The organism is Desulfosporosinus youngiae DSM 17734 (assembly GCF_000244895.1).
Classification (GTDB): Bacteria; Bacillota; Desulfitobacteriia; order Desulfitobacteriales; family Desulfitobacteriaceae; genus Desulfosporosinus; species Desulfosporosinus youngiae.
Window position 1 is genome coordinate 1396758 of sequence record NZ_CM001441.1, and the last position, 22428, is coordinate 1419185.

18 protein-coding genes are annotated in these 22428 nt (G+C 43.9%); 13 read left to right on the forward strand and 5 right to left on the reverse strand.

Going from position 1 to position 22428, the window contains the following annotated elements; all coding sequences use genetic code 11:
- Positions 1-31: 31 nt before the first annotated feature.
- The gene (gene asnB, locus DESYODRAFT_RS06685) at positions 32-1918 is read right to left on the reverse strand and encodes an asparagine synthase (glutamine-hydrolyzing) (protein ID WP_007781045.1); all 1887 of its coding nucleotides are present in this window, start codon (positions 1916-1918) and stop codon (positions 32-34) included.
- Positions 1919-2051: 133 nt separating this feature from the next.
- Between asnB and DESYODRAFT_RS06690 the strand changes: the two genes are divergently transcribed.
- The 5 genes from DESYODRAFT_RS06690 to DESYODRAFT_RS06710 all read left to right on the forward strand — a co-directional run bounded on the left by DESYODRAFT_RS06690 (position 2052) and on the right by DESYODRAFT_RS06710 (position 8598).
- Positions 2052-3251, forward strand: coding sequence for a hypothetical protein (locus DESYODRAFT_RS06690; protein WP_007781048.1), 1200 nt, complete (start codon positions 2052-2054; stop codon positions 3249-3251).
- Entirely contained in the window at positions 3238-5313 is a 2076-nt protein-coding gene (locus DESYODRAFT_RS06695) for an McrB family protein (protein WP_007781050.1), read from the forward strand. Before DESYODRAFT_RS06690 ends, DESYODRAFT_RS06695 begins: the two co-directional genes overlap by 14 nt.
- The gene (locus DESYODRAFT_RS06700) at positions 5297-7066 is read left to right on the forward strand and encodes a DUF2357 domain-containing protein (RefSeq protein ID WP_007781053.1); all 1770 of its coding nucleotides are present in this window, start codon (positions 5297-5299) and stop codon (positions 7064-7066) included. The genes DESYODRAFT_RS06695 and DESYODRAFT_RS06700 overlap by 17 nt, the downstream gene beginning before the upstream one ends.
- Before the next feature lie 133 nt (positions 7067-7199).
- Complete coding sequence (locus DESYODRAFT_RS06705; RefSeq protein ID WP_007781056.1) at positions 7200-7403, forward strand: DUF3006 domain-containing protein; 204 nt, start codon at positions 7200-7202, stop codon at positions 7401-7403.
- A 67-nt stretch (positions 7404-7470) separates the two neighbouring features.
- Positions 7471-8598, forward strand: a complete 1128-nt coding sequence (locus tag DESYODRAFT_RS06710) for an MBL fold metallo-hydrolase (RefSeq protein WP_427854319.1) — start codon at positions 7471-7473, stop codon at positions 8596-8598.
- Between the two features lie 83 nt (positions 8599-8681).
- Here DESYODRAFT_RS06710 and DESYODRAFT_RS06715 read toward each other — a convergent pair whose 3' ends face one another.
- Positions 8682-9563, reverse strand: coding sequence for a hypothetical protein (locus DESYODRAFT_RS06715; protein ID WP_007781060.1), 882 nt, complete (start codon positions 9561-9563; stop codon positions 8682-8684).
- Between the two features lie 285 nt (positions 9564-9848).
- On the opposite strand from DESYODRAFT_RS06715, the gene DESYODRAFT_RS06720 reads away from it, so the two are divergent.
- From DESYODRAFT_RS06720 to DESYODRAFT_RS06750, 7 genes are all read left to right on the forward strand, one after another.
- Complete coding sequence (locus tag DESYODRAFT_RS06720) at positions 9849-11072, forward strand: PucR family transcriptional regulator (RefSeq protein ID WP_007781063.1); 1224 nt, start codon at positions 9849-9851, stop codon at positions 11070-11072.
- Positions 11073-11114: 42 nt separating this feature from the next.
- Positions 11115-13166 carry a molybdopterin-dependent oxidoreductase gene (locus DESYODRAFT_RS06725; RefSeq protein WP_007781064.1) on the forward strand — a complete coding sequence of 684 codons (2052 nt, stop codon included), beginning with the start codon at positions 11115-11117 and terminating at the stop codon, positions 13164-13166.
- Positions 13167-13168: 2 nt separating this feature from the next.
- Positions 13169-13705, forward strand: a complete 537-nt coding sequence (locus tag DESYODRAFT_RS27075; protein WP_007781066.1) for a 4Fe-4S dicluster domain-containing protein — start codon at positions 13169-13171, stop codon at positions 13703-13705.
- 160 nt (positions 13706-13865) lie between these two features.
- The gene (locus DESYODRAFT_RS06735) at positions 13866-14582 is read left to right on the forward strand and encodes a TorD/DmsD family molecular chaperone (RefSeq protein ID WP_007781069.1); all 717 of its coding nucleotides are present in this window, start codon (positions 13866-13868) and stop codon (positions 14580-14582) included.
- Between the two features lie 36 nt (positions 14583-14618).
- Complete coding sequence (locus tag DESYODRAFT_RS06740; RefSeq protein WP_007781071.1) at positions 14619-17186, forward strand: molybdopterin-dependent oxidoreductase; 2568 nt, start codon at positions 14619-14621, stop codon at positions 17184-17186.
- A gap of 16 nt (positions 17187-17202) precedes the next feature.
- Entirely contained in the window at positions 17203-17751 is a 549-nt protein-coding gene (locus DESYODRAFT_RS06745) for a DMSO/selenate family reductase complex B subunit (RefSeq protein ID WP_007781073.1), read from the forward strand.
- A gap of 21 nt (positions 17752-17772) precedes the next feature.
- Entirely contained in the window at positions 17773-18609 is an 837-nt protein-coding gene (locus DESYODRAFT_RS06750; protein WP_007781074.1) for a dimethyl sulfoxide reductase anchor subunit family protein, read from the forward strand.
- A 247-nt stretch (positions 18610-18856) separates the two neighbouring features.
- Here DESYODRAFT_RS06750 and DESYODRAFT_RS06755 read toward each other — a convergent pair whose 3' ends face one another.
- On the reverse strand, positions 18857-20179 hold the full coding sequence (locus DESYODRAFT_RS06755; protein WP_007781076.1) for a radical SAM protein: 1323 nt from the start codon (positions 20177-20179) through the stop codon (positions 18857-18859).
- 266 nt (positions 20180-20445) lie between these two features.
- Here DESYODRAFT_RS06755 and DESYODRAFT_RS06760 point away from each other — a divergent pair, with 266 nt between their 5' ends.
- On the forward strand, positions 20446-20718 hold the full coding sequence (locus DESYODRAFT_RS06760; RefSeq protein WP_007781079.1) for a hypothetical protein: 273 nt from the start codon (positions 20446-20448) through the stop codon (positions 20716-20718).
- Between the two features lie 65 nt (positions 20719-20783).
- Here DESYODRAFT_RS06760 and DESYODRAFT_RS27980 read toward each other — a convergent pair whose 3' ends face one another.
- On the reverse strand, positions 20784-20933 hold the full coding sequence (locus DESYODRAFT_RS27980) for a hypothetical protein (RefSeq protein WP_007781081.1): 150 nt from the start codon (positions 20931-20933) through the stop codon (positions 20784-20786).
- Positions 20934-21165: 232 nt separating this feature from the next.
- Entirely contained in the window at positions 21166-22236 is a 1071-nt protein-coding gene (locus DESYODRAFT_RS06765; RefSeq protein WP_007781083.1) for a branched-chain amino acid aminotransferase, read from the reverse strand.
- Positions 22237-22428: the final 192 nt, after the last annotated feature.

Here is a 22428-nt window from a genome sequence, read left to right on the forward strand (position 1 = left end):
GCGAGTTGCCACTTGTAAGATTAGGACATCCTTAATGGAATCTGATCTTATTTTCCAGTAACCAGAAATTCGTTTGAATCAAATAGGCGAAGAGCTGCGGAAGATCCATTAATTGGCCAAACCAAGGACGGCCTGAAGGGATCGTATCTGAGAGCTTCATTAAATCCTTTAAAGCAGGTAGATTCAGAAAGGGAAGAATCGGCGAGCTTTTGTCTGCCATGATTTCTTGCAGCCATGTCCGGACAGCTAAGAGGTAACTGGGGTGATGAGTTTTTGGATAGGGGCTTTTGCGACGCCAAAGCACATCGTCGGGTAAGACCCCGGTGAGAGCACGTCGCAGGAGTCCTTTTTCTCTGCCCTCCAGGGCTTTCATTTCCCAAGGAATATTCCAGGCATATTCGACTAAGCGATGATCACAGAAGGGAACACGTACCTCTAATCCCGCGGCCATGGTCATGCGGTCTTTCCGATCAAGGAGAGTGGGCATGAAACGGGTTAGGGTTAAATAGGTAATTTCGCGAATGCGGGCTTCCCGCTGAAGATCCCCCTTGACAGTCCGGCTGTCTTGGTGAACAATGGAGGAACCTGGTAACCCGGAAATCTCGGCAAGGGCCTCTTCATAACGTTCCTGCAAATAATCATGAGGCTGAAGATGTTCAATAAGGTCCGGGGAAAGCACTTCCAGACGATTCTCCACATTCAGGGCCCAGGGAAAGGCTTGTGCCTCCAGTGAGTCCCGGCGGTGAAACCAAGGGTATCCGCCGAACACTTCATCGGCACATTCACCGGACAAACCGACAGTCACCGTTTTCTTAATTTCACGTGAAAAGAGCAGTAATGAAGCATCTACATCGGCCATTCCCGGAAGATCCCGAGCAAGTGTTGACTCTTTGAGTGCTTGAACTAGTTCGGGAATATTAAATTTACAGTTCTTATGCTGGGTTCCGAATGCTTGGGACATTCGCTCAATCCAGGGACCATCCGCACCAGGTTGGAAGGCATTAGGATGAAAATATTTATCATTCTCATCAAAGTCGACAGAAAAGGTTGGCAAAACCTCTTGATCATTTTGGGCCAGGGATTTGGCAGCGATCGCAGTAATCGCACTTGAATCCAAACCTCCGGAGAGCAGGGTGCCGATCGGCACATCTGAGACCAGTTGACGCTGGACAGTATCGAGAAAAAGCTCACGAATCCTGGCTATGGTCGTTTCTAAATCATCTTCATGGGGGTTATTAGGTAAGGCCCAATATCTGCGAATCTGCAGTCCGTTGGCAGAATATAAAAGGACATGCCCCGGCTTTAATTCAGATATCCCCTCGAAGACACCTGTCCCGGGACTGCGGGCCGGTCCGACGAGGAAGATTTCCGACAAGCCTTCTTTGCCGAGAATGGGAGAAATATCAGGGTGTTTTAATAATGCTTTCAGCTCGGAAGCGAAAACCAGGGAATTAGTTTGTGCAGAGTAAAAGAGCGGCTTAACCCCTAAGCGATCACGGGCAACAAACAATCGTTGTTCTTTACTGTCCCAAATTCCAAAGGCGAAAATTCCATTGAGACGCTCGACGCAGGAGGGGCCCCATTCCAAGTAGGATAGCAGTACGGCTTCTGTATCCGAATGACCTTCGAAACGGTAACCGCGGCTCAGAAGTTCTTGACGGATTTCGGGCGTGTTATAAAGCTCACCGTTATAGATGAGGGTATAGGTATGTTCACCACGCCGGCGAATCATGGGCTGACGGCCTCCTTGAGGATCAACGACAACCAGCCGTCTATGTCCGAAAGCCGCACGAGGGGAAAGCCAGTATCCTTCTGCATCAGGACCTCGCGGGATTAGAGTATGGGTCATGTTTATCAGAACGTCTTCTTGAAGAGTTAAATCATGAGTCCAATTTACGATGCCTGCAATACCACACATTTTAATGTCCTCCTTCATCTTGGTAAAGATAATCATTATCAACTAACCACGATACAATCTATGTTTCTTACAGGCAAAGGGTTACCGGATTAAATTAAACGTTCGGGATTACGGCTTAGAGGAGGGGAGTTTTTTGCCAAACATTCACTATGACCCTGAGCGGATTCTCAATGGATTTACTGAAGAAAGTCTGAAAGATATAGCAAAGCGGTTGAAACGAAGAATAAGGGTTAAAAAAAGCGATGTCATTGAGGATATTTTAGCTCTGCCTAAAGGCAAACCTGCTGACATAGGCAAGGTTTGGCAAGAAATCAATCGAAGTTTAAGAAGGGAATTGGAAGAGTTCTCCCTAAAGGGAAGCGAAGTTTTTCCTCCCATTGAAATGCCAAAAGAGGAGCAATTCAAGGTTAGTTATATGTTCACTTTGAGCTCGAACCCTGAGATTAGAGCAGCGGGAGAAAAATTATATTGTCAGGCCCAGGAAGCCGAGCCGGAGAAGGACGAATATATAAGACCGGAGGTAATGGCCGGCAAGCTGGGAGAATTGCCCCGCATTGGAGATGAACGCTTGATAGCTGAAAAAAATGAAATAGAACAAATAGAAGCAAGTGAGGTCATAGACTCTATTGTCGGAGAAGTGAGAAGCTCGTTAGAGGTTCCGGAAGTTGAAATGAAGCAAGTTAAAGGTGCAGAGGACAAACCAAAAATGATAAATAGCAACACAAAGGATAAAGTGTATTCCAGACGACAGGGGACAACAGAAACCTTCGAACTCCAAAAGAAACTAAAGAATCTGGAACGGAAATTGAGAAAAACATATTCGGAAGGACTAAGTACCAGAGAGCAACTGGAAAATCTGAAAGGTGAATTGACCGCCTTAAGAGTTCAATTGCATAAGGAAAAAGAGGAAAATGAAAACTATCGTCATCAGGTTCAAGTGCTTGAAGCGGAACGAATAGGAAAAAACAGAGAAATAGAATTATTGAAAAAGAAACTGGAACAATTGCAATACAATGACCTGCTGCAGATTAGGATTGAACAAAATGCTAAATTGGACCTTGCGGCCTACTACGGCAGGAAAGCGTTGATTTTTGCCGAACATGATCATGATCTGGACAGCAGACTGAATGCCTTGGGTATCATCCCAATCTGGGCCATGGAAATTGATTGGAATCGTCCAAGACGCAGAATGTCAACTTGTCAAATAGTTCTTTATAAAATGGATAGCGAGAAACTAAAAAAACTTGAAGAGATTCGAGAAATCGCCAGGTACCTGAATGTTCCGTGCAGCGAGCTCTTGGATGTAGTAGGAGGCAGTGATGATCAGAGATAGCAGAATTTGGAACTCAATTATTATTGGGAAACCAGTTATTGAGAGCATTGATGTCGATATAAACTCCCAGTCGCTGCGCATGCAAGTCAATATGATTTCCATTTTACCGGATAGTTTACACAAGGCCTTAGATGGAAGACGGCAAATAACCATTTGGGGCAAGGATTTAATGTTAGCCGGATTTCCGGACGAACTTGTGACGACCTCTCATTTTCGGCAGTATGAAATCAATGAAGGCCGCAAAGCACGAGCCAAAGAATTTTTTAAAACACGGCTACTCTCGTTTACAGTAGAAGCTGTTAAGAAAGACACCTACCGAGTGTATTTTAACGGAAAGAATGTTGCCTTTCATGAGACTCCCGTTCAATTTAATCCGTTGACATCTCAATTCACACCCATACCTATTATTGCTAAAGACGTGCCGGTTGAGCATGTCTGCAAGATTTTTTACGAGAAGCACCCTTCGGTTGACTTTATTTCCTATCAATACCCTGAGGATCCGCCCTTAGTCATTGGCTATCAGAAACATTTTTTTGGATGCCAGTCCGGCTGGCTGGGTGAACTTAAGCAGCACTGGCGCATCTATTGTCCGGATGGGGAAGAAGTGACCTGTGTCCCGGCTCAAATACCGGAAAGTCAAATTCTCCGGCGTGGTACCTTAGCCTTTTTACTGGATGAGGATTTAAATGGAATCAGTCAGCAAATCTTAAATTGCAAGCCCTTTCCAAGTAATGAATTCATCAAGTGCTTTGGTGCGGCGGCTCAAGCCAATACAGCAGACCGTGCGCTGCAATCAGAAAAAGCTGAGCCTAAAGCAACCGCTGTTTTCCTCCCTTCAATGACCGATGAGGGCAGGAGTAAGGGGTCTGATGAAGGTCAAACCGAGCCCCCTGTCATAGTGGATAATGGGGAGCAGACATTTATTAATGATCTGAATCACGTAGCCCTATCAAATCAGTTGGTGTACGATATGGAGGACCTTGTCAATTTTCATATAGCGATTAAAACCGGTTCCTTAGTTGTTTTGGCCGGAATGTCCGGGGTTGGCAAATCTCAGCTGGTCATTAACTATGCCCGAGCGTTAGGTCTCTCAGGAGTGGATGAAGCCGGTGAAGAACGTAAACAGTTTTTATTTATTCCGGTTCGTCCCAGCTGGAATGACGACGCGGATTTAATCGGCTTTTATGATGCAATTCACAAAATTTACAGACCGGCGGAAACCGGACTCGTTGATTTGCTTATAGAAGCAGCGAAAGAAGATAACAAAGATAAACTCTATCTCATTTGCTTTGATGAAATGAATCTGGCCCGGGTTGAACATTACTTCAGTCAATTTTTAAGCATATTGGAGCTTGTAGATGATCGCTATTTAACCTTATACAGCGAAAAGCTGGCTCCCGAGGTGTATAACCGGCACGAGTATTCGCCGCGGGTTCCGATTGGGAATAATGTATTTTTTGTGGGCACGGTCAATATTGATGAATCTTCCTTTCAATTTAGTGATAAGGTTCTTGACCGGGCGAATGTCATTAACCTCAAAATTTTTGAGTCCTTACGCGCTTGGAAAATGAAGTTTGAAGAGAAAACCGTCGGCAAAACATCCGAAGAAGGGGCACAACTATCCCCTGTACCGGGCAATGTCTTTTCTTCCTGGTGTAATAATTCAGTGACCGAGATTGGCTTGACTGATCTTGAAATTGACTTTCTGGATGAGTTGAATTCAGCGCTGCGCAAAATTGATAAAGACCGGGTAATAGGTTATCGGATTATTCGTCAAATTGGATCCTACCTCAAGAACATTCCTTCCAGCAACGAAGGGAAGGGGCTTCTCGACCGCGGTAAGGCCTTTGATCTTCAACTGGTACAGCGAATCATGACCAAGTTTAAAGGCTCGGAATCCGATTTGGAACCATTCTTAGGTAAATACCCGGAACGCGAACAAGCTGCCAGTCAAATCCTTAAATTATTTGATAAGTATTCCGAAGTTTCGACCTTTAGCTATTCCCGGGATGTTTGCCATAAAAAAGCAAAGGAACTTTTGGATCATGGCTATGCATCTTGAGGACAAAGGAATTTCGATCGTTTTTTACTTAGGAAGGCAAGACAGTCCCTGTCTGGTTAGTCAGCACAGCGTAATTGAAGTTTTTGAACGGGAAAACCTTTACGTTTCTTATAGTTCAGACGAGAAGGATGCCTACCTGTATATCGATGGGTTAGACGGCTATGATTCTTCGCTGCTTCATCTTGATGAAGAAGGGATTCCCTGTTTAAGATCAGGCACCTATCATTTTCCTCTCTATTGTGATGCCAATGAAGATTACCCGCTGATCCCCGGGGATTATATGGTGTTTGTAAAACGAAAAGGGGAAGTCAGTGATTTAATTGAAGCTACATTGCGGGTCAGACCGAATAACATCACTGAAGACCAGCTGGATGTGATGCGCAATGAGCTTAATGACATGGTTCAGGGGTTAGCCTATGATCAGATGCGTACTAGTCATGGGATTAAACTCTGGGGGGAGAACGGTTTACTCCCTACGGTCGTGTTAGCCGAATATGTCCTTTTGAAGTATATGGTTAAAGAACTGGGCTTACCCCTACAGGACTTGGCGCGTCACCCGGAGCCATTGTTGGAACGCCAGTACCGTGAAGTGAAGTCTAACGTGAATTGTAAACAAGATGGCAAGTCCTATCGCTGGTTGTTATCCCTTCAAGGGCAGCGGGCTAATGCAGCGGCTAAAAGTATGGCTCAGCCTGAGGTGATTTTAGGCGTCATCGAACACCTCACCTACGATACCCCTGAAAACCGGATGGTTCTGGGATTTCTTCAGTGTGTTTCATCTCAAATGGAATTTGTCTTACGCTCAATCAGGAAGACGATTGCCGAAGAACAACGGGCCATCTATTCAAGAGCCCCCTATGCCGACTTGCAAAAATCCACAAGCCATGAAGTGAGAGCTTCGCAGGTGAAAATTGAACGGCTTGAATCCATGGAACGGGAAATGAAAAAGGGAATATTCGACGTACAAACTTTTATGGATCACCCTGTATTCAGAGGGCTTAAACCGTTAAAAACCTTCAGTCATTTCTCTCTGAAGATGCAGCGGGATTGGCGTTACAAGAAAGTAGCTTCCTGGTGGAAGCAGCTGAGAGATCAGGGCTTCGAAATTCCCCAATGTCACGATTTCAAAGTGCAGTGGAAACGTACGGATGTTTTATATGAATACTGGTGTTACATAAAAACCATCATTGCGTTAGAACAGGTGGGATTCGCCCCGGTTGCCGGTTGGATTTATGATGCATCTTATCGGACAAATCAAGAGATAATGTTTCCGGTCCTTCAAGAGGATACTATAGTGGAAATGGTAAAAGGCTTAATCCGGCTCGCAGTGTCCTTTAATGAGAAAATGCCGCGCGCCAAGCGAAGTGCCATAAGAAACAGCCGGATCCTCTATATGGAAGGAACGAATTATAAACCCGATATTCGAATTGATATTTTTATAAGAGATGTGTATAAAGGTTCTATTGTCGTTGATGCCAAGTATCGTAAGAGATTAAATATTTGGAACAATGACAGGGTCGAAGATGACAACCGTCCGAAAAATATGAACACCCTGCAGAATTATTCGAACTCCCTGAAGTACGTCGGAGATCCTGCAGGGGTATCCAAGGCAATTAAAGTTATCGCCTTACATCCCAGTTATGGATCTGAGATTGAGGAAATCGAAGATACAAATGTCAGTATTATTCAACTGCGGCCGAAAGAACGGCTGACACACTACTCCGGCTATCTGCAGGGTTTGATCCAAGGCTAGGCGAAACAGGGGGACAGGTGCACTGTTTTGCCGAGGGGTCAGTTATGATGTCTGGTCATTTTGTCTTGCCAGGCAGTTCCGTCAACAAAGTTTGATGTCCAATTTTTTTCGTCCAAGGCAAGGAGGGGATTATTTGTATATTGTTGATCGATTTGAAGAGAACTGGGCTATTATTGAAACCGAAAATCGTACCATGTTTAAATTACCCCGCAGTATATTGCCAATCGATCTGAAAGAAGGGGATGTCATAAACATTCAGGTCAGTATTAATTCTGAAGCAACAAAGCAGCGTTCGGATAAAGCTAAAAGTCTGTTGGATAACTTTTTCGGTGAGTGAATCAGAAAGGGGTCTGCATAAATTGTCATGTCGTAGAAAGTGGTTGATCCCAACCATTTTATCCAGTATCGTTCTCGCCGTATTAGTTCTTTCCGGATGCAGCCAAGGGGAAACGGCTCCTGTTGCAACCCCTTCTGTAAATCATGGAATATTACAAGTTCATTTCCTGGATGTCGGTCAGGCGGATAGTGCTCTCTTAATTTCTCCCGGCGGAGAGGCGATTCTTATTGATGGCGGAAACAATGACGATGGACCAAAGGTGGTTGATTATTTAAAAGCACAGGGGGTCAGAGAGCTTTCTGCCATCGTCGCAACTCATCCTCATGAAGATCACATAGGAGGATTGGATTCAGTCCTTCAAAGCATACCTACTAAAACCGTCTATATGCCAAATGCTGCTTCTAATACTAGAACCTTCGAAGACTTTATTGCGGCAGTCAATACCAGTGGCGCAGAAAAAATTCAGGCCAAATCAGGAGTAAACCTGAACATTCCGGATCTTACAGGGGTGTTTCTGGCACCAAATAATAGCGGTTATAAAGAACTGAATAATTTCAGTGCCGTTCTAAAAGTGACCTATGGCAAAGTAGCCTTTCTTTTCGAAGGAGATGCCGAAGATATTTCAGAAGCAGAAATGCTGAAGAACGGACAAGATTTGAAAGCAAATGTGCTTAAAGTAGGCCATCATGGGAGTAACAGTTCAACAACCAGCGGATTTTTGAAAGCTGTAGCTCCACAACATGCCATTATTTCAGTGGGGGCTGATAATGAATACGGTCACCCAACGCCTGCCATCTTGGATAGATTAGCTAAGGCCGGAACCAACGTTTACAGAACGGATCAATCAGGAACGATTATTGTCACAACGGATGGAGAATCTATAAAAATTAATAAGACGGATTCAATTGAGCTGTCAGATATTGATCTCCATGGGGAAGTAGTGACCATAACTAATCGCAGTAATTCGGAGGTCAATCTGTCAGGGTGGAAATTAGTGAGTGAAGTCGGTGATCAAACCTATCATTTTCCATCGGGTACGACGGTGACAGCAGGGGGATCGCTTAAAGTTGTCAGCGGGGAAAATGCAGGGGCAGGAGCGGATACACTGGTTTGGACCCAATCAAATATTTGGAACAATAATGGTGATCCCGGAGCACTTTACGATAGTCAAGGAAAGTTGGTATCCAAACGATAAAAACAGGGGCAAAGGAAAACAGGGGGACAGGTGCCGTGTTTCGTTAAAACGAAACACGGCACCTGTCCCCCTGTTTTTTGATTTTAGTAGAAGAAGTTGACTAAGTTAGCTGTGTTTCCAAGTTTGGCTTCGAATTCTTCGGTTTTACCATCCAAGGTTATTTTTACTTGGTATGCTTGGTTGCTGGGTATTAAGCCATTGCCTCCTCCTGAACCAAGTGTGATAACCTTTGTAAGCTCTTTAGGGGTTATTTCATCGCGTGTGCCGCCCATGTGGCTTGCGATAGTGCTGAAGCTATACTCAAGCGGAACTGGCTTCTCGGGGATTTGGCCTTTGTAAGTGATAGTAGGGGCTTTAGTATGATACCTCTCATACCGGACCTTGTTTTCACTATCAGTCCAGAAATGTTCATAATATTTTATAGAAACTTTGGCCGTCCAACTTGGGCTCTCACCGGTGAAGACAATCTCCTTTCCGGCATTAAGGCCGGTGAAGATTACCCGATTGATCTTCTTTAGATAATCATAAATTGCTTGATCACTTTCCTCGTTCGGATAGGGTATGGCATAGACTAGCTGAAGGTTTTTCACCCTGAATAGTCTGGGATAGTAAGTTTTTTCTTTAAGCGTAAACGCAAACTTTTGTATCAGCCCATACTCATCCTTGAACTTTGCTTCTCTCTCGACAAAGGAATTAAATGTATATATAAATAGATAGTTTCCACGAGAATCAGTGTAGATCGTCGGTTCAGTATCTTCGATCATATAATCCTTTGAGTAAAGTAAGGTTGCAGGCTTAAAGGAGATCCCTTCCATTTTAAACGTCCGAATAACATCGTACGCATTAAGTATCTCTTTCCCTGTTGCTTCCTTTGCCTTGTAGGTTATTAATACGGAACTAATGAGAATAGCAATAATAAAGAAAATCAAAATCACCCGGTTAAACTTGAAAAGGTGTTTAATCATAATTCCTCATTCCTTCGTTTAATATCAGATGCTTGGTATCCCTAATTATACCATTAACCCTAAGGAGACTTTGCCGAATATTGAAAGAAAACTTGAACTTTCAGTGCTAAATTCAGGTGGGAACAAAAGTGAGTTCTTGACTCCGAAACTTAGTTTCGACAATACTTGACAATATCGTCAACAAAACGAGTGAAATCTGATATAATAGTTAAAATGCTTTATTATTATAAACATACTCTAGAAAAGGACAACGAATCTGTCCCCTTGTCCCAGAGGAGGAATGTTATGGATATTTATGAGGTGCAAAGGGTGCAATCTGACTTATTAAAGATTGTTGCAGAAGGAGCCGGAGTCACAGGGATTGCTGAGGCCCTTATTAAAGTGACTGAAGCCCCAGTCGTTGTGACGAATGAATTTTATAAAGTCCTCGCTTCCAGCCATGAGGACTACCCAAGAAACTCATTTGTTAGAAGCAGTACTATTGGAACTGAAAAGAACCCGGGATTATGTCAGGTAAGTCTGGGCAGCAAGATGAATCAAGCTTATGTCTTTCCAAGTTTTATAAAGAATGAATTACTCGGTTTTCTGTTTGTGTTCAGCGAAACACCGAATTCGGCGGACATTCAAACCTTAGGTGAGGCTGTGTCTCTCGTTTTAGCGGTTCAGTTGGCGAAGGAAAAGGAGTTTTCCTTGACGGAGAAGACGTATATCGATGCCTTTATGTTTGACTTGCTTTATGGCAATATTGAATCCGGAGAGGATATCATCTCCAGAGGGGAACTTTGGGGATGGGATTTAAGCCGACCTCAATGTGTCATAGTATTCGAATTGGATGATTACGACTATTTTTCGGGAGATAGAAAGCTGCTTGAGGTACTTTTTGACAGCGTGCAAGCTGTGATGAACGAAATGAGCGAAAAACCTATTCTGACCAAAAAAAAGGGAGAAGTAATTGCGATCCTTTTCAAGTCCAAGGACAGCAAGCAGGAACAAAGAGAATATACCAAGTTATTAGTCGATAAGATCAAAAGCCTTGTACAACATAGAATTCCCTCTAAAGTACTTCGTCTGGGAATTGGAAGAATCTACAAAAATGCCAAAGATGTTTTTCGGAGTTACCAAGAAGCAAAAGTCGCCTTGGAATTGGGTAAGCTGATGGATTCGAGATTGCAAACTCCTTTTTTTATTAAATTAGGGTTAGCCAGAATTTTATATAATCATGACCGGCATGAATTAGCAGAACTATACAAAGAGACTTTAGGGGAACTTGAGCGTTATGATCTTCAGCACAATACCGATTTTATGAAAACCTTAGAAACCTTCTTAGCACACCGCTGTGATTTAAAGGAGACTGCTAAAGTCAGTTTTGTACATCCCAACACGTTACGTTATCGCTTGAAGAAGATCGAAGAAATTCTAGATGTTGACCTGGATGATTTCGATACTAAACTTAATCTTATGGTTGCCTTCAAAATTAAATTTTTGAAGAAGGCTGAGCTTGATAAGTAGCCTGTATGACATCCGGAAGCATTGGGGAGGGGGGAGAGGCAGTTGGCAGATGGGGCTAAGCTTTACAAGAATGTTTGTCCGCGTAATTGTTACAATACTTGCGGAATGCTGTCTCATGTAGTCAATGGAAAATTGACCAAAGTAGAGGGAGATCTTCGGCATGGATACAGCCAGGGACGTCTATGTGCCAAAGGGTATGCTTATACGCGCTATGTCTATAATCCTGAGCGGCTGCGTTATCCCCTCAGACAGTACCCCAGAGGCTCAGGAAATTGGGAACGTATCAGCTGGGATGAGGCTTTTAAGCTTATCTCCGCTAAGATATTAGAGCTCAATCATCGTTATGGTTCAAATCTTTCCTTAGCTTTCAACAAGTGCTCCGGCAATGTCGGTTTTTTGCATTATGCTACTGAAGGAATGTTTAACAGCTTTGGTTCTCATACAAAATTAAAAGGCAATCCTTGCATGTCTGCAGGCATGGATGCCATAAGGTATAGTTCCGGCGAGGGGAGAAGCCCGGACCCTGAAGCCATGAAAGACTCAAAGTTAATCGTCCTTTGGGGAGCCAATCCGGCCTGGACGGCGGTTCATCAGTTAAACTTTATTAATCAGGCCAGAGATAAGGGTGCCGTCCTGGTCGTTATCGACCCGGTCTGTACTCCGACGGCGGCTATAGCGGACCATTATATCCAGATCCGCCCTGGAACAGATGGTCTGCTTGCGCTGGGGGTTGCCAAGGTTTTGGTTGAGGAAGGCAGGTATGATGTCTCATTTGTTGCTGACCATGTTGAAGGATGGGAAAGTTTTCGAAGCTATCTTCGCGAGAAAGTAACCTTAGAAGAGGTACAAACCATTACCGGAGTTGCTGAAAAAACGGTACGGGTACTGGCAGACCTGTACGATAACTGCGATCCCGCAGCAAACTGGTCCGGATTCGGCTTGCAGCGTTATCAGAATGGCGGACAGAATGTCAGAGCAGTTCATGCCTTAACCGCATTAACAGGCAACATCGCTAAAGCAGGCGGAGGGTTTTATTATTTTCATCCCAGTACAGAGTTGTTTCCGCTGAATTTATTAAATTATCAGGGCCCGAAGGATGGATTAGTGTCCCGTGAGATCGATATCAATTATTATCCATCTCAGGCCTTGTCCTTAGCAGACCCGCCCGTGAAGTTTTTATGGATTGCCGGAAGAAATCCATTGAGTCAGGACCATGAGGTTCAAAATTGGGCCCGGCTGTTTAGGGAGCTGGAGTTAGTCGTGACGGTCGATTTATTTATGACGAAAACCGGAGAAATGTCGGATATTGTACTTCCGGCTGCGAGCCATTTTGAAGAGATTGATATAAATACAAGTTACTGGCATTATTGGTTAGCTCTTAATGAAAAAGCCATTGAATCCTATTATGAGGCCAAGAGTGATTTGGAAATTGCCCGGTTGTTGACTCGGAAGTTAAACGATTTGCAGCCAGGTTTTTCTAATTTCCCCTGCGAACGAACGGCAGAGGAATGGATTGAGAGTGAGTTTACACCGAACGTATTAGAATGTTACGGGTTGTCGAGTTGGAGAGATTTAGCTGAAGCACCGGCAAAACTGGGATTCAGTCATAATCCGGGACCGGATTTTAAGTTTAATACTAAAACGAGAAAATTTGAGATATTTTCTCAGGATGCCAAAGACGATAAACTGCCGGCTTTGCCAAGGTTTTGGGCGGGGAGCAGCGATTCTCCGTTTTCACTGCGTCTTTTAACCCCGCAAAGCATTGCCGGCATTCATTCCCAAAACTGGGCCGTTGAGTGGCTGGGTGATGTAGGGGCAGATGAAGTTATTTTAAATCCCTTCGACGCAGTTCAGAGAAAGATTCAGAATGGGGATAAGGTCTGGATCTATAACGCACAGGGAAAGATTACTAGGAAGGTGAGAATAGATCCTGAAGTATTATCAGGCGTGATTATTATATACCAAGGGGGCAAAGAACCTGTGAATCGTCTTCTTTCCGGCTTATCTGCGGATATGGGGAGAAAATCCAGCGGAAGCGAAGGGGTTGCCTTTTATAATGCCTTTGTCGATGTGGAAAAGATCGTGAGGAACTAGTTATGAATGAGCAAATGGGTTTTTTGTTCAGCCCGGAACGGTGCGTAGGGTGCAAGTCCTGTGAGACGGCTTGCAAAAATGAGAACTCCACACCCCTCAATGTTAATTGGCGCAGGGTATCATCCTTAGGGTTGGGAAATAATCTGTCCGTATCATGTAATCATTGCGAAAGCCCGGAGTGCTTTAGAGTCTGCTCCCAAAGAGCCTATGTCAAGCGCAGGGACGGCATTGTTATGATTAATGTAAATCGCTGCAATGGTTGTATGGATTGTGTTTCGGCATGTCCCTATCAAGCACCTCAATTTGATTTGGATAAACAAAAGGCCAGCAAATGCACATTTTGTTTGCCGCGCAGAGAAGAAGGTCTGCTGCCGGCTTGTGTAAGTGCCTGTCACACAGGGGCGCTTAGCATGATCAGCCTTGATGAGCCTCCGGGGGATACCATACCTACTATAGCGGGTTTTCCGGATATCCGGCTCACTAAACCATCTATCCGGTTTCAGCCGGTCAAGAAAAAGTCCAGATATTGGATAAAATAAAACGTGCAGGGGATTCTTTTTGCTTACCTGAGGAAGCAAGAGAATCCCCTGCACGTTTTCCTGAACATATTTAAAAACAGCAGCCTTTGTATTTGTATACAAAATAATGAGGGGATTTATGTAGCCATTAACAAAGCTGAGTATGCGATAATAATCCTTAATGGGAGGTGATTTTACGTTAGACAGCATGGAAGTTCAAAAATCCATTCCCCCTGATAGCGAAGGTGTTTTAGCCCTAATCGAGCTGAGGGCCTACGCCTATGACGTCTTAAGGCGGACGTTTGCTTTGGAACCATCACAAGAGTATTTGGTTTTGATGAAGGATACCATAGAACAATTTCCGTTTGCTTCAGAAAGTGAAGACATTCGCAAGGGCATTGAAGCCGTTCATGAATCACTTAACCGAAGCACCGAGATTAGGGATGATGACAGAGATGAACTGCATTGGGATTATACTCGTATGTTTATCGGTCCCCATAAATTAGCTGCCCCCCCTTGGGAGTCAGCTTATGCCAATGAAGGCAGACTGCTTTTTCAAAAGGAGACACTAGAGGTAAGAGAGGCCTATTTAAAGTATTTATTTCTCCCGGTTCAATTTCAACAGGAGGCGGACGACCATCTGGGTTTGGAACTGGATTTTATGTATCATCTATGTCTTATCCTTTTTGAGAAGATCAAGTCCGGTGATTTGAGCTATGCAGAGGTATTAAAGGATCAGAAAAACTTCCTTGAGCAGCATCTCTTAACTTGGGTTAATCGGTTTTGCGGGGATGTTATCGAAAATTCCAGGACGGATTTTTACAGAGGGATGGCACTTATCTTATCAGGTTATTTGTCGATAGATCAAAAAGCTCTCGGGGAACTCTTGGCAATCTAAGTAATTGTGGTTAATTTCTATGGAGGTGAGTCTAATATGGCAAATCTGATCGATAAAGCAATAACCCATAAATTAAGCAGAAGGTCTTTTCTTGGCTTGTCGGCAGGTGCAGTTGCGACCATCGCCCTTCCGGGGTGCGGGCTGCAGAAGGTTGACGCCGATACGGCTGCTCAGTTATCCCAAGGAGAAGGAAAATGGATTTCGGCGGCTTGCTGGCATAACTGCGGGGGACGCTGCTTAAACAAAGCTTATGTTGTAGACGGTGTCGTTCTAAAGCAAAAAACGGATGACACACACCCGGACAGTCCTGATTTTCCCCAACAAAGAGCTTGTTGGCGGGGACATTCCCAGCGTCAGCAGTGCCAAGGGGCAGATCGTCTGAAATATCCTATGAAGCGTAAGAATTGGGAACCGGGCGGCGGAAAAAAGGAATTGCGCGGTAAAGACGAATGGGTGCGGATTTCTTGGGATGAAGCCTTAGATCTTGTCGCGACAGAGCTCAAACGAATTAAAGAAAACTATGGCAACGAATCGATCATGGGGCAGGTTAACCAGGGCATGGAACGGACCCTGGCGCTCTATGGCGGTTATGTAAGCACTTGGGGTTCCACTTCTTGGGGAACGTGGGTAGATGTAGGCCCCGCAGTCATGGGGCCCTATGGTGATAGTTATTCCAATACGGGAAATGACAGATTGACCTTGAGAAAGTCGAAGCTGATTATTATGTGGGGGGCAAACCCGGCCTGGTCTTCAGGCGGTAATCCAACCTATAATTTCCTGCAGGCTAAGAAAGCGGGTGCCAAGTTCATCTTTGTTGATCCACTCTACTCTGACACCGCCAGAATTTTAGCGGATGAATGGATTCCCATCAGACCTTCCACTGATGCGGCCATGTTATTAGGTATGGCCTATGTCATGATCAAGGAAGATTCCGCGGCGAATCCTTTGATTGATTGGGATTTTCTTAATAAGTGTACAGTGGGCTTTGATGCGGACCACATGCCGGAAGGGGCAGATCCAAAGGAGAACTTCAAGGATTATGTCTTAGGTACCTCTGATGGGCAGCCCAAAACCCCTGAATGGGCATCAGAAATTTGTGGGGTTGCTCCGGAGAAAATCAGGGAGCTTGCCATTGAATATGCTACAACAAAGCCGACAGCTGTCATCTGCGGTGGTGCTTCCAGCCGAACTCACAGAGCAGAACAAACGGCTCAGGCCTTCATTACCTTAGCCTGTATGACAGGCAACATTGGTATCCCGGGAGCAGGAACGGGCTTGAGCTGCCATAATCGTGCAGGAAACGCAGGACCTTCCCTTGTGAAAGCCGGTGGTAGCGGTGTAGCCGCTATCAAAAATCCCGTGAGTATTAAAATAAACCAAAACGAAATATGGAGTTCCGTCTTGACCGGAAAATACACCGCTAAGAAGGACGATATCCAGGATGTTGACATTCGTTGTATTTACTATGATGCAGTCTCCCTGCTCAATCAAAAAATGGGAGCAACCAAAGGTATTGAAGCTCACAGAACCAAACTGGAATTCGTCGTTACCCAAGCCTTTAGTTTCAATACCCAGGCGAAATTCTCGGATATTGTCTTGCCGATTACAACCCAGTGGGAAAAATACGGCGGTTTTCTGACAGGTAACCGTGAGATCCTCATCTGGTATAGCCAGGTTATCCAGCCCATGTTTGAATCCAAAGATGATATCTGGGTTGCTGCGGAAATCGGTAAACGACTGGGGCTCGATCCTGAAAAGATTGCTCCTCTTGACTTAAAACAACAAGTATTTAACCAATTAGCAGGTGCAACCGTTGCTAAAGAGGATGGATCAGGCTTTGAAAAGCTGGTAATGATTACGGATGCGGATATTGCCGAAATGGGTGTTAAGGGTAAAGCGCAAACCGGCCGGATCGCTGTTAAAGAATTTAGAGAAAAAGGGATTTATCAGGTACCGCGCACACCGGGAGATAAGCTTGGTTTCACTGAGTTGGAAAATTATCGCAATGACCCTGAGAAGTATGCCCGTGAGACTCCCAGTAAAAAAGTTGAGATTCACTGCCAGACATTAGCCGATAAAATTACCAACTACGGATGGACGGTTAAATCCCCGATTGCTCAGTATGATAAACCTGAAGAAGGCTATGAAGATACGTTCAAGGATTGGAAAGGCAAAGTCAAGGGTGAGTTCCCATTCCAAATGTACACCATTCATTACCGGCGCAGATCTCACTCTATCTTTGATAACTTGCCCTGGCTGCGTGAAGCTTTCCCTCAAGAATTTATGATGAATGCTAAGGACGGAGCAGAACTTGGACTTAAGGACGGGGATATCGTTAAAATTACAAGCAGGCACGGTGTAGTGGTGCGTCCGGTGTATCTTACGGAACGTATGATGCCTGGTGTAACAACGCTGGGTGAAGGTGCCTGGATTGAAATGGATGAAGAAACCGGTATTTGTACTTCAGGCACGGTTAACATTTTAGAAGGGGGTATCCCCACCGGCCAAGGGCATATGGGTGCAAACTCCTGTAACGTCAAGGTCGAAAAATGGGATAAACCATTACTCCCGGATTATAAATGGCCGCAAAGAATCATCTTTTAAGGAGGTGGACTAAACAATGGGACAAAAGGGATTTTATCTTGATATGACAACTTGTATCGGCTGTAAAACATGTCAGATCGCTTGTTCTGATAAAAACAACCTGGAAGCAGGAACCCTTTTCCGAAAAGTATATGAGTCTGAAGGAGGATCATACCCCCAGCCCTGGGCTTATGCCTTCTCCTTAAGCTGTAACCACTGTGCCAAACCAAAATGCACGGAAAACTGTCCGACGGGGGCACTGTCCAAGAGAGCGGACGGAATTGTAACCCATGATAAAGATAAATGTATTGGCTGTAAATTGTGTACCTGGTCTTGCCCTTATGGCGCTCCTAAATACATTGAAAAGCGGGGCAAGGTCGGAAAATGTGATTTTTGCGCGGACCTCTTGGATAAGGGCGAAAATCCGGCTTGTGTTGATGCTTGTCTCATGAGAACCCTGAAATTTGGGGAACTTGAAGATCTTAAAATGATGAAGGACGGTACATCGGATATTAAGGGTTTGCCGGATTCAGGGATGACTCAGCCGTCATTTGTTATTACGCCCACTAAAGAAGCAAAGAAATAACGACAGATAAGGAGGAATAGAATGTTTGCAGAAGAATGGCCCTTAATGATGTTTACCCTATTTGCTCAGTTAGCCGTTGGCAGCTTTTTGCTTTTAGTTTTAATTCGATTTATGCTGAGCTCCAGAGACTCTCAATTGGCAGCTAAAATGACGAATTTTGGAATTTTGGCAGTCGGGCCAATCATGGGTCTGGCGCTGATCTTCTCCTTGTTTCACTTGGGGACACCGCTGGGAGCTTATCGTTCGATTTCCAATTTAGGAACGTCTTGGTTAAGCCGTGAAATCGTAACGGCAGGGGGCTTTTTCGTCTTCTGGCTTTTGACTTACAATGCGTATAGGAAAGGCAAGTCAGGAAGTATTCTGGCCATAGTGACGTCTATTTTTGGATTAGCGGTTATCTTTAGTATGGCAAGTATCTATGTCTCCTCTATTTTTCCGGCCTGGGCGAACTCCAACACCTATATTGCCTTTTATGGGGCTACGTTTGCCTTAGGCGGCGCGGGAACGATGAGTTTTCTGGCCCTTGCGGCTAAAGGACAAGCCGATTCAGAAACCAAGGCGCTTGCTAAGAAGATGGGTATTGTCGCTTTGATCGCGGTCCTGCTCCCCCTAGCCTATTTGATGACTCCATCTTCGTCCCAACTTCTCATGGAAAGTTCCCTTCTGCCCTGGATTCTTCAAGGTCTGCTCTCCCTCTTGGGCGTGGCTGTCGCCCTATATTCGTTAGGTAAAGTGGGCGGGAATCAGGCGGCAATGCCAGTCAATCTTATTAACCTGGGATTTTTAATGGTTTTTGCCGGAACCTTTATTGGTCGTTACCTGTTCTACGCTTCCGCAGGCTCAGTGATGATTGGATAATTCTTGGAATCAAAAAGGAATATCATTAAATACCCCAATTCACAGTATAAGCAAAAAATCCTCTCCCATTTGGGAAAGGATTTTTTGCTTATAACTCTTCTGCTTAGTAATAATACCCTTGCAGCTGGGCAATACTCTTGTTTGGCACTTAACTGTCCAAGGTGAGTTCGCGGAAAAAGCATATGATACAGCTAAGATAGGGGGGATTTGGAGAAAATAGAGAGTCTGGTTTCAGCTACAAGTGATATTATATGTCGGACTTTAGGTCAAATTGCTTTGGAGAAGTCACATCGAGTCTTAATTCTCTGAGATAACTTTCGTTATCTCGTTTTTCCATGACATTGTAAGAGATTCCTATTTCAATATCCAACTTCGCCAGATCTTTGATCTTCTCAACATGAAACTCAAGAAATTGATAGTCCTCATTAATGATATAATTTGTATTGTGCAGCTTTTTAAAGACTTTAAGGACTTTGGGTATGTCCGCACCGAACACTTTAGCCGATTTGTAAAAGTAATCTCTATTAGAAAACATGAGTGTTTTACTTACCCGCTGTCCGTGATTTTGCTGATAAATTTGAGCAGTGTGCTTGTTTTCCAAAGAACAATACTGGGCACCGAGAGTTAATTTCTGATCAAGGATGAATTCAAGCAGCTGAAGACATTCCATTTCGCTGCGGGAGATGGGCAGCCCTCCGGCATACCAGTAGTCATACAGAACCCGATAGGCGGGATTTTTTACCTTGAACTCTTTTTTCATAAAAACCTCAGTATTGTTGAGGGGAAAGCAGAACTCTAAAAGGTTAATGCCAAAAATACCGATAGAATCCAGCTTTAAAAGTAAGTCTTTCATCGTGTCCAAGGTTCCGGGAATGACGGGCATTTCGACCATGACAGCCGGGATGAAGGCTTTGGCCAAGGCAATTTTGGCAAAGATGTCTTGTTGTAAGGCGTGGGGGTCATCAACTTTGATGCTAAAACGGATCTCGTCGAGCTGGGCTTTTTGAAGCTCTTTCAGTATCTCCTCATCAAGCAAATCTCCGGAGGTATATAACCGAGTATAAACTTTTGGGAATTTGGCCTTTGCCTGTTGAAAGAAATCGACGGTTTCCATTTTGTGAAGCAAGGGCTCGCCACCGGTTAAACCCAAGTGGACCAGTTTGCCTCCCTTGTGAGATAAGGAATCGAGTTCATCGCGGTAGTTTCTTTTGTGCTTGGAAAACTGCTCGTAATTATCTTGGTTTTTATTAAAGCAGAAGTAACAATCCCGATGACACATCAGAGAAATAAATAGGGAAACGCTGCCCACTCCTTTTTGACAGGCCACACAGGCAGGTGAGATTTGGTTTACGTAGATACTTTTGCCCTCATTTCTAAAGAGCGCACCTTTTGACTGGAGACGTTTAAGGAGTGTCTCAGTTTCCTCTGAAAGATCCTTATCTAGTTCAAGCCCTGTTTGGACCACCCATTCATTAAAGCTATCGGCGATTTTTACATAAATTTGCCCATAGTCTCTAAGTACAGGATTCTTTACGGATGCTAATTGTTCCGGTGATAAATTCCTGAGCATTTCATAAGCCCCTCTCGATATTGATACTAAGTTGAGTATTTGCTGCTTAAGACTCAATTTATTACTTCGTTTCTACTAGGATAGATACCTTGTTATCAGAGAACAAGAATATTGATTGATCTTTGGTGGCTTGTACAAATCAACCGCTTTAAGATCAACAGGAATTAAGGGTTAAAGAGTTGAATCACGCTTAAATATACCACCATTTGCAAACCACACTTATGGTATAATAAAAAAGCAAGAACGTACTGTAAGGCGGTGAACTTATGAATGAAAATCAAGTAGGTGTAATACTTGAAGAAGTTCGGAGTATGTTCAAAACCTTGGCTGAGGGACAGCAGATTATTGAAAATAGGTTGGGCAAGGTAGAAGAAGGACAGAAAGCACTGGAAAATGGACAGAAATTGTTGGAATCTGATATGAGGAAAGTAAAATCTGATCTGCAAATAATTAAGTCATTCGTTATCGCTGCTGATAATAGTTTTAATGACTATGAAAGCAGGATTAAGACTTTAGAGAAAAAAACAGCAAATCTATAAATAGAAAACAAAATTCATCACCCGCTTGGCGGGTGTTTTTTATTGTTTAGGAAAGTATATGTATCCTATAAAGCCATAACAATCAACATCGGTGCGATAGCAGTCATTACTGAGATTTTGGCGAAATTTATATCTTCAATGTTAACTCCATCTCCATCTAACGCTGTAAACTTGCCAAACCGTTTGACTACATTACTTGCCTTTAATACTGTCATCTTGTAACCTCCCTCGTATAAACAGTATTTTCTTCGATACAGCAAGATATTCATAAAATAAGGGTAGATAATGGGATGCATACAGACAGCGTATAAGACCCTTCGTCCCTATTCGAGGAATTGCTGTAGGAGGAAGAAACTATGGTTTCTTTTTGCCCATACGAAAAGGCTTAGGAACGGTCTGTGTCTTCCTAAGCCTTTTTCCTTATAACGAAAATACTTTGGTGAGGTTCTAATTGCTGACGTTGTCCATCCAGCCGAACTCATCAGGAACGCTGCCGTACTGAACGCCTGTCACAAAGTCAAACAGCTTTTGGGCGAATTCCCCCGTCTGGTTATTGTTGACTATAATTCTTTGCCCTTTCCAGGAAAGCTCACCGACAGGGGATATGACAGCGGCAGTACCGGAACCAAATACCTCTTCGAGTTCTCCTTTGGCATGTGCTTCATATATCTCTTCGATAGAAATCTGACGTTCACTTGTCTTTAAGCCCCAATTTCGAGCTAATTCCAGGACAGTTTGACGAGTGATGCCTCCTAAGATACTGCCGTTGAGCTCCGGTGTGACAATCTCACCTTTGATTTTAAAGAAGATATTCATGGTGCCCACTTCTTCAATGTACTTTCGGTGGACTGCATCCAACCATAATACTTGGCCAAAACCTTCTGTATGGGCTTCGGCCTGAGCAGGGAGACTCATGGCATAATTGGCCGGAGTTTTGGCCTGACCCAGACCTCCTTTAGTAGCCCGAACATATTTATCTTCTACTTTAATGCTGACCGGATTAAAGCCAGTCTCATAGTAGGCTCCGACAGGGGAGAGAATAATAAATAACTTATAGGTATTAGATACTCTAACCCCAATGTAACCATCGGTAGAAATAATAAATGGTCTTATATAAAGAGATGTACCCGGGGTGTCGGGGACCCAGTGTTTTTCTAATTCCAATAATTTAAATAAGCCGGCCTGGACTTCCTCAACATCAACAGGGGGTATGCAAAGATGACCTGCGGAGCGATTGAAGCGATTTAGATAATGCTTTGTTCTAAACACGGCAATTTGGTTGTTTGCTGCTCTAAAGGCTTTCATTCCTTCAAAGATTGCTTGTCCATAATGAAATACGATGGTTGCAGGGACGAATTGAAACTCGCCATAAGGAACTATGCGTGGGGAATGCCACCCTTTGCCTGCTTCATAGTCCATGACAAACATATGGTCTGTAAAAATGTTCCCAAAACCGAGTTGTTTATCAGTGGGCAGTACTCCAGCCTTGTCTACCTGGTTAATGGTAATATCAGTCATAACTATTGCCTCCAAAACTCTATTAAGTACCTATAATTCAATAATAATCCTATCAAGACAGTTGTTCAATACCAAAGAATAGGAAAGTTGGATGAATAATCATGTATACTGTGTTCTTAGCCGCAATGAATAACTCCATAAATAGAATTAATTCAAACTTAGGCGGAACAAACACAATTCAGCAAGAGTGTC

Bases quoted from the DNA above. Each gene is read 5' to 3' on its own strand.
- asnB (WP_007781045.1), bottom strand. From the start codon at position 1,918: ATGTGTGGTATTGCAGGCATCGTAAATTGGACTCATGATTTAACTCTT.
- DESYODRAFT_RS06695 (WP_007781050.1), top strand. From the start codon at position 3,238: ATGATCAGAGATAGCAGAATTTGGAACTCAATTATTATTGGGAAACCA.
- DESYODRAFT_RS06700 (WP_007781053.1), top strand. From the start codon at position 5,297: ATGGCTATGCATCTTGAGGACAAAGGAATTTCGATCGTTTTTTACTTA.
- DESYODRAFT_RS06715 (WP_007781060.1), bottom strand. From the start codon at position 9,563: ATGATTAAACACCTTTTCAAGTTTAACCGGGTGATTTTGATTTTCTTT.
- DESYODRAFT_RS06720 (WP_007781063.1), top strand. From the start codon at position 9,849: ATGGATATTTATGAGGTGCAAAGGGTGCAATCTGACTTATTAAAGATT.
- DESYODRAFT_RS27075 (WP_007781066.1), top strand. From the start codon at position 13,169: ATGAATGAGCAAATGGGTTTTTTGTTCAGCCCGGAACGGTGCGTAGGG.
- DESYODRAFT_RS06735 (WP_007781069.1), top strand. From the start codon at position 13,866: ATGGGAGGTGATTTTACGTTAGACAGCATGGAAGTTCAAAAATCCATT.
- DESYODRAFT_RS06740 (WP_007781071.1), top strand. From the start codon at position 14,619: ATGGCAAATCTGATCGATAAAGCAATAACCCATAAATTAAGCAGAAGG.
- DESYODRAFT_RS06745 (WP_007781073.1), top strand. From the start codon at position 17,203: ATGGGACAAAAGGGATTTTATCTTGATATGACAACTTGTATCGGCTGT.
- DESYODRAFT_RS06750 (WP_007781074.1), top strand. From the start codon at position 17,773: ATGTTTGCAGAAGAATGGCCCTTAATGATGTTTACCCTATTTGCTCAG.
- DESYODRAFT_RS06755 (WP_007781076.1), bottom strand. From the start codon at position 20,179: ATGCTCAGGAATTTATCACCGGAACAATTAGCATCCGTAAAGAATCCT.
- DESYODRAFT_RS06760 (WP_007781079.1), top strand. From the start codon at position 20,446: ATGAATGAAAATCAAGTAGGTGTAATACTTGAAGAAGTTCGGAGTATG.
- DESYODRAFT_RS27980 (WP_007781081.1), bottom strand. From the start codon at position 20,933: ATGACAGTATTAAAGGCAAGTAATGTAGTCAAACGGTTTGGCAAGTTT.
- DESYODRAFT_RS06765 (WP_007781083.1), bottom strand. From the start codon at position 22,236: ATGACTGATATTACCATTAACCAGGTAGACAAGGCTGGAGTACTGCCC.